At 54.8% G+C, this 16,811-nt stretch carries 15 protein-coding genes; 7 read left to right on the forward strand and 8 right to left on the reverse strand.

What is annotated here, in order from left to right:
* Positions 1-95: 95 nt before the first annotated feature.
* Complete coding sequence (locus tag MXM41_RS18925; protein ID WP_325933674.1) at positions 96-806, reverse strand: DUF3053 domain-containing protein; 711 nt, start codon at positions 804-806, stop codon at positions 96-98.
* A 332-nt stretch (positions 807-1,138) separates the two neighbouring features.
* Here MXM41_RS18925 and MXM41_RS18930 point away from each other — a divergent pair, with 332 nt between their 5' ends.
* Complete coding sequence (locus MXM41_RS18930) at positions 1,139-1,429, forward strand: HTH-type transcriptional regulator (protein WP_142487783.1); 291 nt, start codon at positions 1,139-1,141, stop codon at positions 1,427-1,429.
* 54 nt (positions 1,430-1,483) lie between these two features.
* Here the strand turns inward: MXM41_RS18930 and MXM41_RS18935 are convergent, their stop codons facing one another.
* Entirely contained in the window at positions 1,484-3,103 is a 1,620-nt protein-coding gene (locus MXM41_RS18935; RefSeq protein WP_325933678.1) for an ABC-F family ATP-binding cassette domain-containing protein, read from the reverse strand.
* A 368-nt stretch (positions 3,104-3,471) separates the two neighbouring features.
* A complete protein-coding gene (locus MXM41_RS18940) occupies positions 3,472-3,942 on the reverse strand; it encodes an Hcp family type VI secretion system effector (RefSeq protein WP_325933679.1) in 471 nt (156 codons plus the stop codon).
* A 448-nt stretch (positions 3,943-4,390) separates the two neighbouring features.
* Here MXM41_RS18940 and MXM41_RS18945 point away from each other — a divergent pair, with 448 nt between their 5' ends.
* Both MXM41_RS18945 and MXM41_RS18950 read left to right on the forward strand, forming a co-directional pair.
* Positions 4,391-4,552 carry a hypothetical protein gene (locus tag MXM41_RS18945; protein WP_325933916.1) on the forward strand — a complete coding sequence of 54 codons (162 nt, stop codon included), beginning with the start codon at positions 4,391-4,393 and terminating at the stop codon, positions 4,550-4,552.
* On the forward strand, positions 4,530-4,994 hold the full coding sequence (locus MXM41_RS18950) for a hypothetical protein (protein ID WP_325933681.1): 465 nt from the start codon (positions 4,530-4,532) through the stop codon (positions 4,992-4,994). The genes MXM41_RS18945 and MXM41_RS18950 overlap by 23 nt, the downstream gene beginning before the upstream one ends.
* A 70-nt stretch (positions 4,995-5,064) precedes the next feature.
* Here MXM41_RS18950 and glyS read toward each other — a convergent pair whose 3' ends face one another.
* The 3 genes from glyS to MXM41_RS18965 form a co-directional block, all read right to left on the reverse strand.
* The gene (gene glyS, locus MXM41_RS18955; RefSeq protein WP_325933682.1) at positions 5,065-7,134 is read right to left on the reverse strand and encodes a glycine--tRNA ligase subunit beta; all 2,070 of its coding nucleotides are present in this window, start codon (positions 7,132-7,134) and stop codon (positions 5,065-5,067) included.
* A gap of 9 nt (positions 7,135-7,143) precedes the next feature.
* Complete coding sequence (gene glyQ / locus MXM41_RS18960) at positions 7,144-8,055, reverse strand: glycine--tRNA ligase subunit alpha (RefSeq protein ID WP_003860141.1); 912 nt, start codon at positions 8,053-8,055, stop codon at positions 7,144-7,146.
* 158 nt (positions 8,056-8,213) lie between these two features.
* A complete protein-coding gene (locus tag MXM41_RS18965; RefSeq protein WP_325933683.1) occupies positions 8,214-8,516 on the reverse strand; it encodes a YsaB family lipoprotein in 303 nt (100 codons plus the stop codon).
* A gap of 183 nt (positions 8,517-8,699) precedes the next feature.
* Between MXM41_RS18965 and MXM41_RS18970 the strand changes: the two genes are divergently transcribed.
* Entirely contained in the window at positions 8,700-9,695 is a 996-nt protein-coding gene (locus MXM41_RS18970) for an acyltransferase (protein ID WP_325933685.1), read from the forward strand.
* An 88-nt stretch (positions 9,696-9,783) separates the two neighbouring features.
* Here the strand turns inward: MXM41_RS18970 and xylB are convergent, their stop codons facing one another.
* Both xylB and xylA read right to left on the reverse strand, forming a co-directional pair.
* Positions 9,784-11,238: a xylulokinase gene (xylB, locus tag MXM41_RS18975; RefSeq protein WP_325933687.1), complete on the reverse strand. Its 1,455-nt coding sequence runs from the start codon at positions 11,236-11,238 to the stop codon at positions 9,784-9,786.
* Positions 11,239-11,339: 101 nt separating this feature from the next.
* Complete coding sequence (gene xylA, locus MXM41_RS18980; protein ID WP_325933689.1) at positions 11,340-12,662, reverse strand: xylose isomerase; 1,323 nt, start codon at positions 12,660-12,662, stop codon at positions 11,340-11,342.
* 370 nt (positions 12,663-13,032) lie between these two features.
* Here xylA and xylF point away from each other — a divergent pair, with 370 nt between their 5' ends.
* The 3 genes from xylF to xylH all read left to right on the forward strand — a co-directional run bounded on the left by xylF (position 13,033) and on the right by xylH (position 16,797).
* Complete coding sequence (gene xylF, locus MXM41_RS18985; RefSeq protein ID WP_325933691.1) at positions 13,033-14,025, forward strand: D-xylose ABC transporter substrate-binding protein; 993 nt, start codon at positions 13,033-13,035, stop codon at positions 14,023-14,025.
* Between the two features lie 71 nt (positions 14,026-14,096).
* A complete protein-coding gene (locus MXM41_RS18990; RefSeq protein ID WP_325933693.1) occupies positions 14,097-15,638 on the forward strand; it encodes a xylose ABC transporter ATP-binding protein in 1,542 nt (513 codons plus the stop codon).
* Positions 15,616-16,797, forward strand: a complete 1,182-nt coding sequence (xylH, locus tag MXM41_RS18995; protein WP_325933694.1) for a xylose ABC transporter permease XylH — start codon at positions 15,616-15,618, stop codon at positions 16,795-16,797. The genes MXM41_RS18990 and xylH overlap by 23 nt, the downstream gene beginning before the upstream one ends.
* Positions 16,798-16,811: the final 14 nt, after the last annotated feature.

Below are 16,811 nucleotides of genomic sequence, written 5' to 3' on the forward strand. Positions count from 1 at the left end.
CCGACGGGGTGTATTAAGACATAGTTAGCGGATCAAAGACAAGCTTTATTTTCTGCCAGAAGAAAAAACCCCGCGTGTTAGCGGGGTTTTCGTTTTTATTCCGTTGCGGCCATCGCCGCACCCCACGCCTGGCTAAAAGCCTGGTGCTGCGCTGCCAGCGGCCCAATCAGCGCGTTATACTGGCTGGCCTGCTGCGAAGTCGGGAACTGAATGCCGTTAGAGACAAAGCTCACCTGAGTGCCCTGCTGGGAAATATAATCCGCCACCTGCACCAGCTGCTGAGTGAAGATCTGGGCGGCCGGAATGAGCGGCTGCAGAGCATCGGCAGGTTTGGTCACTACCTTGTCATACACTTTATCGAACACAGGTTTCAGATCGTCGCCCTGTTTGAGCGCGGAGCGCGCGCCATCGGCCTGCATTTTGGCGTTCTGCAGCTGCTGGCCCAACACACCCAGTGCGCCGTTTGACTGGCTCAGCGGTTCGCGCTGGGTCACATAATCCTGCGGCACGCGGATCGCATTTACGCTATCCACCACCGGACGCAGACCCGCGTCCATCGCCTGATTCACCTGCTGTGAATAGCCATACAAAATGGCATAGTCGGAAACGAAGGGACCAAACTGTTTTTTCTGATCCGCAGTCAGCGTTGGTAAACGCTCGCCACTGCGCATCGCAGTATTTTGCAGGAAATCGATAAACGCTTTGCGCTGATCGCCTTCCTTATCGAAACACCCACTCAGGCTAATGACCATTAATAACGCCGCAAGCGGCGCAAACCAGCGAGAGCAGGGCTTTCCTGTCGCCATTGTTATTACTCCTTTCACCCATAAAAGCGCACACCGGCACACGCGTGCCCAACGGTGACAAGAATAGTCCAGGTCAGGCCCGCAAGATACCCTTTTCATATAAAACGCCTTTAGCCATATAAATTCTTACCATTTACAAAAAAATACCTGCTGCTATGGCGCTACTGATTTATCAGGTTTTTAGCACAGGTCATCAACCTGAAAACAAGCGGGCGAAACGTATCGCCCAAAATTAATCACGCACGTTACGATCTCCTGTCAGTTTTACCGACTATTCTTAAATTGCTCTCTAATGTTCACGATCCCGCAGTGTGATTTATGAGGAGTTCTCAATGGAATTAAAAGATCCTATGTTTGATCTGCTAAGCAGTCTGGAACAGATTGTTTTTAAAGATGTACCGCAGACGGTTACCCGTTCGCAAAAGTCTAACCCCTTTACGGAATTTGAGCGCTTACGCAAAGGGACAGGGATGAAAACTGATGATTTTGCACGAGCGATGGGTGTCAGCGTAGCGATGGTTCAGGAGTGGGAATCGAAAAGAGTGAAGCCCTCCATGACCGAGCTGAAGCTGATGAGTCTGATTCAGGCTAACCCGGCACTCCGCAAGCAGTTGACTGAATAGTAATGACTGAAGAGTAAATTTTTGCCCCCGCCTTTGCGGGGGTTTGTGTTTTTATTACCGCCTTTCACCGCGCCACTCCCCGTCCAGCCACGCCAGTTCATGATTCAGTTTCAGCCCATCCAGAAAAGCCTCGTCATGAGAGGCCACCAGCAGTGCGCCTGCAAAGTCCGCCAGCGCCGCCTCGATAGCACGCGTTGAGGCCAGGTCCAGATGGTTAGTCGGTTCATCAAGCAGCAACAGTTGAGCCGCCTCTTCACGCCACAGCACGCAGGCCAGCGCCGCTTTCAAACGCTCGCCGCCGCTGAGCGCTGCCAGCGGAAGCGTAACCCGATCGGCATCAAGCTGTAGCTGGGCCAGACGGCTGCGCAGTGTCCCCTCCTCCAGCGGCGTGTTGTGCAGATTGAGATGGGAGATCACTGATTGCGTCAGATCCAGCTGCGATAAATGCTGATCGAGATACGCCACATTAACCGATACGCGGCAGCGACCGGCAACGGGCTCGCATTCGCCAACAATTGCTTTCAGCAAGGTGGATTTCCCGCAGCCATTCGGCCCGCGCAACGCCACCCGCATCGGCCCATCCATACGCCAGTTGAGCGGCGCCATGTTGATATACGGCAGCATCAGATCCTCCAGCACCAGCACCTGCTTCCCCTCCGCTATCTGGCTGCCCGGCAGGGTAAGCATCACCGGGTTATCCTCTTCCACCCGCTCTCGCGCCTGATTGACCGCCGCGTTCAGCGCCTCCTGTTGGTCATGATGTTGTTTACGCCACGCACCCGGGCGCGCCTTTGCCGCGCCTTTATATTTAACCCGTTCAAACGAGGCGATATTGAGCGAGTCGACGGTGCGCAGGGTTTTCGCCGAACGGCGCAGGCTGTCGTCATGCTCCTTTTGCTGACGCGCGCGGGTGCGTTTACGCTCGGTGGTTGCATGCTCCAGCGCCGCGCGGGCGGCCCGCTGCTCCGCATTCCGCTGGCGTTGATAATCCGCGTAGTTGCCACCGTAGCGGTGTAACCCTGACGTGCTGAGTTCCAGAATGCGCGGCACCCGTGCCAGCAGCTCGCGATCGTGGGACGCGATCAGCACGCCCCCGCTATGTCGGGCAAGTTGCTGGTAAAACCACACCCGCCCCTGACGGTCGAGGTGGTTGGTGGGTTCGTCCAGCAGCAAAAAGTCCGCATTCGCCGTAAACGCGCCGCACAGCAGAGCGCGAACCCGCTCGCCGCCGCTGAGTTCGCAGGCCAGCCTGTCGGGATCAAACGGCGGAAGTCCGGCGCTGATAAACGCCTCGCTCAGACGTTCGGCCAGATCCCAGAAACCGTCGAGACGCTCCAGATCCTCAGGCAGATAAGTACCGCTGTCGATACGCCTGCGGGCAGCGAAAAGGTCATCATAGCCAAGCAGCTGAGCCAGCGTGGTGTGCGGGGAGATATCGTGCTGTTGCGCCACATAGTGGTGCGTGCCGAAACGTTCGATATGGCCGCTGGCGGGCGCGTCCAGACCGGCCAGCAGGCGCAGAAGACAGGTCTTGCCGCTACCGTTGCGGCCAACCAGCGCGCACAGCGCAGGCTCCAGCGAGACATTCAGCGGACCAAAAAGGGTATCGCCTGTCGAAAACTGGCAGGTGACCTGATGCAAAATAAAAGAAGGGGATTGCGCAAAATGAGCCATAAGCACTCCTGAATGAAATCATAACCTCCCCTGCCGACGCGGTGGCGTTTAGCAAGGATCGACGTTCATCAGGCGTGGTTGTTCATTTTTGGGGGGCGCTCCAGGGGAAGAAAGTTAACGGGGGTAAGGATAGCGGTAATTTGTTGTCCGTTTCAAGGTTAAATTATGCACACCGAGCATCCTCTCACATTCAAAGCGACACTGATTTTTCCCCTCTCCCTTTGGGAGAGCGCCAGGGTGAGGGTAAGGGAAGAGGCCACACCGATACTGCTTGTGGATCGACCAGTTTGGCACATCAATTAGCTGAATCTGGCCTGTTTAATTATAAGAGAGCGTATATCGCCACTTTAAGCTGTCTGGCGTTCATTCTATGCATCGGAATATTGAACATTCCCGTCGCAATACTTCCAGGTGATTTTCTCATATCGCAACTGTATGCCTTCATTATGGTTATGAATTTGCAATGCAGGTTCTTTGCAGTTATGCATTACCGGATTAACACTCACCACTCTGACATTCTCAAGAAGCATATTGAAATATTCAACCTCTTGTCCTGCGTCATTTATTTTATACCATTTAAACTCTGCACTTTTAAGCGTCTGACCAGTTACTGCTGCTTTGTAAAAATAGGGACTGGATGAATCAAATTCCTTTTCGAATGTGAGAGGTGAATGTAAGCGAGTTCCAGTAATCTTTCCTGTATTACTATCTGTGGGCACTAGCACTCCATGACTGAATGATAGAATTTCTATGCTACCCTCACGATCTTGTGCATCAACAGACCCTTTAATATCTGCGCCACCATCATCTTTAATCCAAAGATAAGCAGGGATTGCCATGATTTAATTCCTCTATTAGACATGAAGCCACATTAAATAAAAAAAATAAAAAAAGATTCAATAATGAATTGAGTTATAAACGTCAACAATAAAATACGCTCACTCATTCAAGATTTATATTGTTAATTTGAAAGGTGGTTTAATTTCCTTCGTTAATATATTATCGCAATATGTTTATTTCCTGTTTTGACTAATTAAAGGAATCATTACGATGGCTTGTATCCCGCTTTATCCTCCAAAGGGACTCGAAATATTAAGAGAGCATATCAGGCTCGCCCGGGCACGGCGGGAAGTGCAGGGAATGGCAACACCCTTGACCTATCTCTGGTTTTATCAACGAGTACGAAATAACGGGGAATGGGATTACAAGCAGAAGAACCGGCTCTGAGCTGATTTTGGAAATTTTCACTATGGCGCGATTGGTTACGCCGCTGGTATACCCGAAAAAATATTACATATTGCTGGCGGTGCAACTCAGGAGGTTGCCGGTACGTCTGATTCTGAAAAATGGGGGCATTTCTATTCTGACCGCCCGCCGTTCGGGGATGACCCAGTGGACCAATTTTGGATAAGACAAAGAATAGACTATGTTAAACAGCACCACCTTTAGGGCGCTGCACTGGATACTCTCAATCATTATGGCCATGATGATCGCGGGCCATTTTTATTTCGAGCACCAGAAGCGAATAACGGTACGAGATAGGTTATACGAGATGCGTCAACTCACTCCCCGAACATGGTTATATGTTACTGAGTACAAAGGCGCGAACATGACCACAGGGAATGTGTACCGCTATTATCTAGCGAGCAAATTTTTGGGCAATCCTTTGGCGGCCTTTGAGAAGCAAGGAATAGCCCCAACGCTTACGGCAAATACGCCCGGCGCGAGAGTCGATGGTATAGGTAATAACGTATCATTTACGGTTTACGGGACGGTGTATGATTTTTCAACCTCCGCTTTTTTCTATGATGCAGAAGGAATAGCGGTTATACCCACAGTAGATCTTACCGCCCGCGGTGAAGGGTGGGATAAAGGCAAATTCAGCCGATAAAAAACCCGCCGAAGCGGGTTTTTAGTACTCACAGGCCCGTGCAAGCGTAGCGCCGCAGGGCAAAGGCACCTTACTGCAGCAGCGAAATATCCGCCACGCGCAGGAACAGCTCGCGCAGTTTCTCGAGCATGGAGAGACGGTTAATACGCAGATCTTTATCCTCTACGTTAACCATCACTTTCTCAAAGAAGGCGTCGATAACATCACGCAGTTCGGCCAGCTCCACCAGCGCTTCCTGGTAGCGACCTTCCGCGAAGACCGGCTCCAGCTTGTCGCGCAGCACCACAACCTGCATCGCCAGAGCGATCTCTTCTGGCTCTTTCAGCGTCGCGGCGTTTACGCGCTCGTTCAGCTTTTCGTCAGACTTCGCCAGGATGTTGGAGACACGCTTGTTGGCCGCAGCCAGCGCCGATGCCGCTTCCAGGGTACGGAAGTGGGACACCGCCTTCATACGCGCATCGAAATCTGCCGGACGGGTCGGACGACGCGCCAGCACCGCCTGAATAGTGTCGACGGCATAACCTTCGTCCTGATACCAGGCGCGGAAGCGGCCCAGCATAAAGTCGATGACCTCATCCACCACGTTAGCGTTGGTCAGCTTATCACCGTACAGACGCACCGCCTCTTCGGTCAGGGTCTGCAGATCCAGGTTCAGGTTCTTCTCAACGATGATGCGCAGCACGCCCAGCGCGGCACGACGCAGCGCAAACGGGTCTTTATCGCCTTTCGGATGCTGACCGATACCGAAGATACCCGCCAGGGTGTCCATCTTATCGGCAATCGCGACCGCACAGGCCACCGGGTTAGACGGCAGATCGTCACCGGCAAAGCGCGGCTGATACTGCTCGTTCAGGGCCACGGCTACGTCTTCTGCTTCACCATCGTGACGGGCGTAGTGCATGCCCATGACGCCCTGGGTGTCGGTGAATTCAAACACCATGTTGGTCATCAGGTCGCACTTGGAGAGCAGACCTGCACGGGTGGCGTGGTTGACGTCGGCACCGATTTCACGGGCGATCCAGCCGGACAGCTCCGCAATACGATCGGTCTTGTCACGCAGCGTACCCAGCTGCTGCTGGAACAGCACGGTCTGCAGGCGTGGGAGGTGATCTTCCAGGCGCTTTTTACGGTCGGTATTAAAGAAGAACTCGGCATCCGCCAGACGCGGGCGAACCACCTTCTCGTTACCGGAGATAATCTGCACCGGATCTTTCGATTCGATGTTCGCCACGAAGATGAAGTTCGGCAGCAGCTTGCCGTCGTTGGCATAGACCGGGAAATATTTCTGGTCGCCCTTCATGGTGTGAACCAGCGCTTCTGCCGGAACCGCGAGGAATTTCTCTTCGAACTTCGCGGTCAGCACCACTGGCCATTCCACCAGCGAGGTCACTTCTTCCAGCAGGCTGTCGCTCAGGTCAGCGTTACCGCCAATCTTGCGCGCCGCCTCTTCCGCATCGGCTTTAATTTTGGCTTTACGCTGCTCGTAGTCAGCAATGACTTTACCGCGTTCCAGCAGAATTTCAGGGTACTGATCGGCGTTATCGATGGTGAACTCCGGCTCGCCCATAAAGCGGTGACCGCGGATCACGCGATCGGATGCAACGCCCAGAATGGTGGCTGGAATAACGGTCTCGCCCAGCAGCAGGGTCACGGTGTGAACCGGACGCACAAAGTGCACGTCGCTTGCGCCCCAGCGCATCAGTTTAGGGATTGGCAGCTTCGCCAGCGAGGTGGCGATCATGTTTGGCAGCAACGCTTCTGCGCTCTCGCCTTTAACATGGGCGCGATAGAGCAGCCATTCACCCTTGTCGGTGGTCAGACGCTCGGCCTGGTCAACGGTGATCCCGCAGCCACGCGCCCAGCCTTCTGCCGCTTTGCTTGGTTTGCCTTCGGCGTCGAACGCCTGGGCAATTGCCGGGCCGCGCTTTTCTACTTCACGATCGGGCTGGGAAGCGGCCAGATTTGCCACTTTCAGCGCCAGGCGACGCGGAGCAGCAAACCATTCAATCTTGCCGTGTGCGAGGCCAGCGTTATCCAGCTCCGCAGTCACGTTCGCAGCAAAAGATTCCGCCAGGCTGCGCAGGGCTTTTGGTGGTAGCTCTTCGGTGCCGATTTCCACCAGGAAAGTTTTCTCAGACATGGCCGCCTCTTATTTGTTTCGGTTGCACATCGGGAAGCCAAGGGCTTCACGGGACGCGTAATAAGCTTCTGCAACGGCTTTAGTCAGGGTACGAATACGCAGAATGTAGCGCTGACGTTCAGTCACGGAGATCGCTTTACGGGCGTCCAGCAGGTTGAAGCTGTGGGCGGCCTTCAGAATACGTTCGTAGGCTGGCAGCGGCAGCGGAGTTTCCAGCGCCAGCAGCTGCTGGGCCTCTTTCTCGTACTGCTCGAAGCAGGTGAACAGGAAGTCCACGTCCGCGTATTCGAAGTTATAGGTGGATTGTTCCACTTCGTTCTGATGGAACACGTCGCCGTAGGTGGTTTTACCCAGCGGGCCGTCGCTCCAGACCAGGTCGTAAACGCTGTCTACGCCCTGAATGTACATGGCCAGACGTTCCAGACCGTAGGTAATTTCACCGGTGATCGGTTTACATTCCAGACCGCCAACCTGCTGGAAGTAGGTGAACTGCGTCACTTCCATACCGTTCAGCCACACTTCCCAACCCAGACCCCAGGCACCCAGCGTCGGGTTTTCCCAGTTATCTTCCACGAAACGAATGTCGTGAATGGTCGGATCCATACCCAGCTCTTTCAGCGACCCGAGGTACAGCTCCTGAATGTTGTCTGGCGATGGCTTAATCACCACCTGGAACTGATAGTAATGCTGTAAACGGTTCGGGTTTTCACCGTAGCGACCATCGGTCGGGCGGCGTGATGGCTGAACATAGGCAGTCGCCATCGGCTCTGGCCCCAGCGCGCGCAGGCTGGTCATCGGGTGTGAGGTGCCGGCGCCCACTTCCATGTCCAAAGGTTGAACAATGGTGCAGCCCTGGCGAGCCCAGTAATCCTGTAAGGTCAGGATCAGGCCCTGGAAGGTCTTAGTATCAAACTTTTGCATAGTATTTCGTGCTGGATACGTGTGGTTTTAAATGGAAGGGATCAGTATACCCGTCGGATGCAAGATATACAGTACGAAACGGGGTTGTTTAGGGAAAATTGGGAAATAAGCGTAGCGGGCAGCGTCTCAGGACGCAGCCCGCTCGTCATAAAGCGGTCTTAGCGCATTGAAAGGTGCAAAAAATGGCCGTCAGCGTCAAAAGAACAGATGAAACTCTCATTGCGGGCAGTAAACCCCTGCATCTCGTAGCTACCCTGAAACTGTTCGAACCCGGTGACGTCGATTTTTTGCGCACCGGTATTGTAGCGCTGAGCCGCCCGATCCTTACACAGCTGTTCCATATCCAGCGAACGTACCGGACTCACTTTTTTGGTTTGCGCTTTTTGCGCCGGCGGCGGCTCCTGCGCTGCGCAACCGGCCAGTAACGCGGGAAGCAAAATCAATATCGCGCGCATCATCATTTATATTATCGCCCTGTGCTGTGGCTGTTATTTTTAATATCTAAACTTTATAGAGTATGGCCCGGCATTCTGCGAATCTCACCGCCCAGGCACAAGCAGGACGATGCAAACTCAGAATTTTCCAACGAGCGTCTGAAGCAATATCAGAGTCAGACTCTTTTTAATGCGTAAACAGAGGGATGAATGCAGGAAAAAATTAACTGGATTGATAATCTGCGGGGAATTGCCTGTTTGATGGTGGTGATGATCCATACCACGACCTGGTATATCACTAATGCCCCGAGCATCAGCCTCGTTAACTGGGATATCGCCAACGTACTCAACTCCGCCTCGCGGGTGAGCGTGCCGCTGTTTTTCATGATCTCCGGCTATCTCTTTTTTGGCGAGCGCAGTGCGCAACCGCGCCACTTTTTACGTATCGGGCTGTGCCTGCTGTTTTACAGCACCGTGGCGTTCCTCTACATCGTGCTGTTTACGTCGATTAACAGCGAACTGTCGCTGCGCTACCTGCTGCAAAAACCGGTGTTCTATCACCTGTGGTTTTTCTTCGCCATTATCGTGATTTACCTGCTCTCCCCGCTGCTACAGGTGAAAAGCGCGAGCGGTAAAATGCTGCTGGCGCTGATGATCGTTATCGGCATCCTGGCCAATCCCAACACGGTTTCGCAAAAAATTGATGGATTTGAATGGCTGCCAATCAATCTGTATATCAACGGCGACACCTTTTATTACGTGCTCTATGGCATGTTGGGCCGTGCCCTGGGCATGATGGACACCCGCAGGCGCTGGCTGAATGGGATTTGTGCCGCCCTGTTTATCGCCGCGGTGGCGGTGATCTCTCGCGGTACGCTGCATGAACTGCAGTGGCGCGGCACCTTCGCCGATACCTGGTATCTCTACTGCGGCCCGATGGTCTTTATCTGCGCGGTTTCATTATTTACCCTGGTGAAAAATACGCTGAATGCGCGCCCCCTGCCGGTGCTGGGGTTAATTTCTCGTCACTCGCTTGGGATCTACGGTTTTCACGCGCTGGTGATCCACGCCCTGCGCACCCGCGGCGTGGAGTTAAAAAGCTGGCCGCTGCTGGATATCGTCTGGATCTTCACGATAACGGTGGCTGTCAGCCTGCTGCTGTCGATGCTGTTGCAGCGCATTGATACGCGCAGGTTTGTGAGCTAGGCGCGGCTTGCTCGCCCGGCGGCGCTTCGCTTACCGGGCCTACAACGATCCCAGGCCGGGTAAGGCGAAGCCACCACCCGGCGCTGTTTCACGACATCAACGGCAGAAGCTGCTGATAGATCTTGCGGAACACTTCGCGGCGCTCGGCATAGCGGGCATGACGTGCGGGGTCCGGGATGTGCTGCTGTTCCAGCGTAAGCTGCGGCAACAGCGCCGACAGCGGCTTGCCCGGATTCAGTGCAATTTGCGCCAGACGCGCGGCACCCAGTGCAGGCCCGACATCCCCACCGGTACGGTAATCGAGCCGCTGCCCGCTAATATCCGCCAGCATTTGCCGCCAGTAAGGGCTGCGTGCCCCACCGCCAATCAGCGTAATGCTGGACGGTTGTAAACCGCACTCATGTACCACATCCATCCCATCTGCCAGGGCATAGCCCACCCCTTCCAGCACCGCGCGCGCCAGTTCCGCCGGGCCATGTTGATGGGATAAGCCAAAAAAGACCCCTTTCGCCTGGGGGTTGTTATGCGGCGTGCGCTCACCGGAAAGATAGGGCAGGAACCAGACCGTGCCCGCGTTTTCATCGGCCTGCTGTGCAGCGTCGAGCAGAGCCGGTACGTTCTCTAGCCCGGTCAGTTTCGCCGCCCAGTCCAGACAGGATGCCGCGCTGAGCATCACCGACATCAGGTGCCATTTGCCGGGCAGCGCATGGCAGAAGCTGTGTACCGCGCTGTCCGGATTACTGCGATAGCCGTCGCTCACGGCGAAATAAACGCCGGAGGTGCCCAGCGACAGCATCGCCTGTCCGGCATCGGCCATCCCCACGCCAACCGCGCCCGCGGCGTTATCGCCCCCGCCCGCCACCACGGGCACCGGTGGCATGTTCCACTGCTCAGCTACCGACGGCAGCAGCGTGCCCGTCTGTTCACAACCTTCGAACAGTGCAGGCATATGGTCGCGGGTGAGATGGCAGGCTTCGAGCATCGTCTCGCTCCAGTCGCGTTTTGCCACGTCGAGCCACATGGTGCCTGCGGCATCGGACATATCGCTGGCGTAGTCGCCGGTCATCCGCAGACGCAAATAATCTTTTGGCAGCAGCACCTTCGCCACCTGGTTGAAAATCTCGGGTTCATGGCGCTCTACCCACAGCAGCTTCGGCGCGGTAAAGCCCGGCATCATCAGGTTACCGGTGATCTCCCTTGAGGTCGGTACGCGCGCTTCCAGCAGGGCGCACTCTTCACCGCAGCGGCCATCGTTCCATAAAATTGCCGGGCGCAACACGCGGTTGTCCTTATCCAGCAGGGTGGCGCCGTGCATCTGCCCGGCAATCCCCAGCGCTTTAACGTCCCGCAGCGAGTGCTGTTGGCCCAGTGCTTTCAGGGCGCGATCCGTTGCCAGCCACCAGCTTTCAGGATCCTGTTCAGACCAGAGCGGGTGCGGTCGTGATACGTGCAATTTTTCGGTTTGCGTTGCCAGCACGTCACCCTGTTCATTTAACAGAATGGCTTTAATACCCGATGTGCCAAGATCGATCCCGATATACATTGCGGTGACTCCTTTAACAGAAATGCCCGGACGCACGCAGCGGTTCCGGGCCAGGGCTAACCGTAGGCCAGGCAAGCGTCGCGCCGCCCGGCGATACCCGGTTACTTATCAAACAGATAATGATTAACCAGGTTTTCCAGCAACTCCTGATGACCACTCTGATGCTGTGGCGCCAGATTATGCTGTTCAGCGTACTTCGCGATATCCGTCAGCGATAACTGACCTTTCAAAATTTGCTGGCCCAGCTCACTGTTCCAGCCGCCGTAGCGTTTCGCCACGCGCTTATCCAGCTCGCCATCTTCAATCATGCGGGCAGCCACTTTCAGCGACAGCGCCATCGTGTCCATAGCGCCAATATGACCATAGAAGAGATCGTATTTGTCGGTACTCTGACGGCGCACTTTGGCATCAAAGTTCAGTCCGCCGGTGGTAAACCCGCCCGCTTTGATAATTTCGTACATCACCAGCGCATTCTCTTCCACGCTGACCGGGAACTGATCGGTATCCCAGCCCAGCTGCGGGTCGCCGCGGTTAGCATCCACGGAGCCGAAAATACCCAATGCGATAGCGGAGGCGATCTCGTGATGGAACGAGTGGCCAGCGAGGGTCGCGTGGTTGGCTTCGATATTCACTTTGATCTCTTTTTCCAGCCCGAACTGCTTCAGGAAACCGTACACCGTAGCCACATCGTAATCGTACTGATGCTTGGTCGGCTCCTGCGGCTTCGGCTCGATCAGCAGCGTGCCCTGGAAACCGATTTTGTGTTTATGCTCCACCACCATCTGCATGAAGCGGCCAATCTGCTCGCGCTCCTGACGTAAATCAGTGTTCAACAGCGTTTCGTAGCCTTCACGCCCGCCCCACAGCACGTAGTTTTCACCGCCCAGCTTATGGGTCGCGTTCATTGCCGTTACCACCTGGGTCGCCGCCCAGCTGAACACTTCCGGATCCGGGTTGGTAGCGGCACCTGCGCCATAGCGCGGATGGGTAAAGCAGTTAGCGGTACCCCACAGCAGCTTCACCCCGCTCTGCTGTTGTTTTTCGCCCAGCACGTCGACCATCTGCGCAAAGTTATTCAGATACTCTTTCAACGATGCGCCTTCCGGTGAAACGTCAACATCATGGAAGCAGTAATAAGGCACGTTCAGCTTGTGGAAGAACTCAAAGGCGACATCTGCTTTACGCTTCGCCAGCGCCAGCGCGTCCCCTGGCTGCTGCCACGGACGATCGAAGGAACCCACGCCAAACATATCGGCACCGTTCCAGCAGAAGGTGTGCCAGTAGCAGGCCGCGAATCGCAGGTGATCTTCCATGCGCTTACCCAGCACCAGCTCGTCCGGGTTGTAATGACGAAACGCTAAAGGATTAGAGGATTTCGGGCCTTCGTAACGAACGCGATCGAGTTGATCGAAATAAGCTTGCATAGTGAGCTCCATAATCAGGGATGCGGCAAAGAGTTGATACTGGAGTAATAGTGAATAGCGATCGCAGGTTGCTCAATTACGTTATTTCACACTGCTATTGAGAGAATGCACAAACGTGCGCTGGCTCGCAAAATCAATTTGCAGCCAAACGAATTTCACCACGCAAATTCCATAATCATGTGTAATTAAGCGCTTATGTAATTTAAAATCCGATCGCGGTCATAAATTCGAAAATAAACCAAATATCATAACGAGAAGATAAAAATCTGTAATTGCCAGTCTGCTGTTCCCCGTTAAGAATTTGCTACGTCTCTTGCAATGATTGTTTCTTTTATCTCAGCAACCTAACCCTACAAAAGGCAATACAATTATGAAGATAAAGAACCTGTGCCTCACTCTTTGTGCATCGCTGCTGCTGGCGAGTACGGCGAGTCATGCAAAAGAAGTCAAAATCGGCATGGCGATTGATGACCTTCGCCTGGAACGCTGGCAAAAAGATCGCGATATTTTTGTCAATAAGGCAGAAGCATTAGGTGCAAAGGTTTTTGTGCAATCCGCCAATGGCAATGAAGAAACCCAGATGTCGCAAATCGAAAATATGATAAACCGCGGCGTCGATGTGCTGGTTATTATTCCGTATAACGGCCAGGTTTTAAGTAACGTGGTAAAAGAAGCCAAACAAGAAGGCATTAAAGTGCTGGCCTATGACCGCATGATTAATAATGCCGACATCGATTATTATATTTCTTTCGACAATGAAAAGGTCGGTGAATTACAGGCGCAAAGCCTGGTTGCCAAAGTGCCTCAGGGCAATTATTTCCTGATGGGCGGCTCGCCGGTAGACAACAACGCCAAACTGTTCCGCGCCGGGCAGATGAAGGTGCTGAAGCCTTATATTGATGACGGCAAAATCAAGATCGTTGGCGACCAGTGGGCGGACGGCTGGTTACCCGAAAACGCGTTGAAGATTATGGAAAACGCCTTAACCGCCAACAATAACAAAATCGATGCCGTTGTCGCCTCCAACGACGCAACCGCAGGCGGCGCCATCCAGGCACTCAGCGCCCAGGGGCTGGCCGGAAAAGTGGCGATCTCCGGGCAGGATGCGGATCTCGCCGGGGTGAAACGTATTGTGGCGGGTACCCAGACCATGACGGTCTATAAACCTATCACCGAGCTTGCCACCACGGCCGCAGAAATTGCCGTTGAGCTGGGCAATGACCAACAGCCTAAAGCGGACGCCAGCTTAAACAATGGCCTGAAAGATGTCCCTTCCCGACTGCTGACCCCTATCGAAGTCAATAAAGAGAACATTGACGCCACGGTTGTGAAAGACGGTTTCCACAAAAAGAGCGAACTGTAATCCATCATCGCCCCTGCCGTGCGGGGGCGCATCGACTTGTACTGTTTTCCTTCGGGTCATGTGGGGCAGTTATGTCTTATTTACTTGAAATGAAAAGTATCACCAAAACCTTTGGCGTGGTGAAGGCTGTCGATAATGTCAGCCTGCGCTTAAAGCCCGGCGAGATCATGTCGTTGTGCGGCGAAAATGGCTCCGGCAAATCCACCTTAATGAAGGTGCTGTGCGGAATTTATCCCCACGGCAGCTATGAGGGTGAGATTGTGTTTTCCGGCGAAACGCTGCAGGCCACGCACATACGTGACACCGAGCGCAAAGGGATCGCCATCATTCACCAGGAGCTGGCGCTGGTGAAGCATCTGACGGTGCTGGAGAATATCTTTCTCGGCGCCGAGATAACCCGTCACGGTCTGCTGGATTACGACACCATGACCCTGCGCTGTGAAAAATTGCTGGCGCAGGTGAGCCTCGCCATCTCCCCCGATACCCGGGTGGGTGACTTAGGGCTGGGGCAGCAGCAGCTGGTGGAGATCGCCAAGGCGCTGAATAAGCAGGTGCGTCTGCTGATCCTCGATGAGCCGACGGCGTCGCTGACGGAACAGGAAACCGCGGTATTGCTGGACATCATTCGTGACCTGCAAAACCACGGTATTGCCTGCATTTATATCTCTCACAAGCTCAACGAAGTGAAAGCCATATCTGACACGGTCTGTGTCATTCGCGACGGGCAGCATATCGGCACCCGTGAAGCGCAGGGGATGAGTGAGGACGACATCATCACCATGATGGTTGGCCGTGAGCTGACCGCGCTCTACCCAAATGAACCCCATACCCTGGGTGAAGAGGTGCTGCGCGTCGAGCACCTTACCGCCTGGCATCCGGTGAATCGCCACATCAAAAGGGTAAATGACGTCTCTTTTTCGCTGCACCGCGGTGAGATTCTGGGCGTGGCGGGGCTGGTCGGCGCCGGGCGCACCGAAGCCGTACAGTGTCTTTTCGGCGTCTGGCCCGGCCGCTGGGAAGGCAGCATCTTTATCGATGGACAGCAGGTTGAGATTAAAAACTGTCAGCAGGCCATTGCCCGAGGGATTGCGATGGTGCCGGAAGATCGCAAAAAAGACGGCATCGTGCCGGTGATGGCGGTGGGCAAAAATATCACCCTGGCCGCGCTGGATCAGTTCAGCGGCACGCTGAGCAGCCTGGATGATGCTGCAGAACAGAACTGCATTCTTCAGTCCTTACAGCGGCTAAAAGTCAAAACCTCCTCCCCGGAGCTGGCGATTGGCCGCCTGAGCGGCGGTAATCAGCAGAAAGCGATCCTTGCCCGCTGCCTGCTGCTCAATCCGCGCATTTTGATCCTCGATGAACCTACCCGCGGGATTGATATCGGAGCGAAGTACGAAATCTACAAGCTGATCAACCAGCTGGTCCAGCAGGGTATCGCCGTGATTGTGATCTCCTCGGAGCTGCCCGAAGTGCTGGGTCTGAGCGACCGGGTACTGGTAATGCACGAAGGAAAACTGAAAGCCAACCTGATAAACCAGAACCTGACGCAGGAACAGGTAATGGAAGCCGCACTAAGGAGCGAACGCCATGTCGAAAAGCAATCCATCTGAGTTGAAAGTCACGGCACCCGCACCGGGTCTGTTTTCCGGGCTGAAGGCGCTCAATCTGCAGGTGTTTGTCATGATTGCCGCCATCGTGGTGATTATGCTGTTCTTTACCTGGATGACCGACGGCTCTTATCTCAGCGCGCGTAACGTCTCCAACCTGCTGCGCCAGACCGCCATTACCGGCATTCTGGCGGTGGGGATGGTATTTGTGATTATCTCCGCGGAAATCGACCTCTCCGTGGGCTCGATGATGGGCCTGCTGGGCGGCGTGGCGGCGATTTTTGACGTCTGGCTGGGCTGGCCGCTACCGCTCACCGTAGCCGTCACCTTGCTGCTTGGTTTAGTGCTCGGTACCTGGAACGGCTGGTGGGTGGCCTACCGCAAAGTGCCGTCGTTTATCGTCACGCTGGCGGGAATGCTGGCCTTCCGCGGCATCCTGATTGGCATCACCAACGGCACCACCGTTTCTCCTACCAGCGCGTCCATGTCGCAGATTGGGCAGAGTTATCTCTCCGACGGGATCGGGTTTACCCTGGGTGCGATTGGCCTGATGGCGTTTGTCGCCTGGCAGTGGCGCGGCAGAATGCGCCGCCAGACGTTAGGGTTAGCCACGACGCCTTCAACCTCCGTTGTCGGCCGTCAGGCGCTGACGGCGATGATTGTGCTGGGCGCCATCTGGCTGCTTAACGACTATCGCGGCGTGCCAACGCCGGTGTTACTGCTGGTTCTGCTGCTGCTGGCTGGAATGTTTATGGCCACCCGTACCGCCTTTGGCCGTCGCATTTATGCCATTGGCGGTAACCTCGAAGCCGCACGGCTGTCCGGTATCAACGTTGAACGCACCAAGCTTGCCGTCTTTGCCATTAATGGCCTGATGGTCGCCGTGGCGGGCCTGATCTTAAGCTCGCGTCTGGGAGCGGGTTCTCCGTCTGCGGGGAATATCGCGGAACTCGACGCCATCGCCGCCTGCGTTATCGGCGGAACCAGTCTTGCTGGCGGTGTCGGCAGCGTCGCAGGGGCGGTGATGGGCGCATTTATTATGGCGTCGCTGGATAACGGAATGAGTATGATGGACGTCCCGACATTCTGGCAGTATATCGTTAAGGGGGCCATTTTGTTGCTGGCGGTATGGATGGATTCCGCAACCAAACGGCGCGCCTGAGGATGCCTTATCAC

Origin of the sequence: Leclercia adecarboxylata, from assembly GCF_035787115.1 — a bacterium.
GTDB classification, from domain to species: domain Bacteria; phylum Pseudomonadota; class Gammaproteobacteria; order Enterobacterales; family Enterobacteriaceae; genus Enterobacter; species Enterobacter adecarboxylatus_E.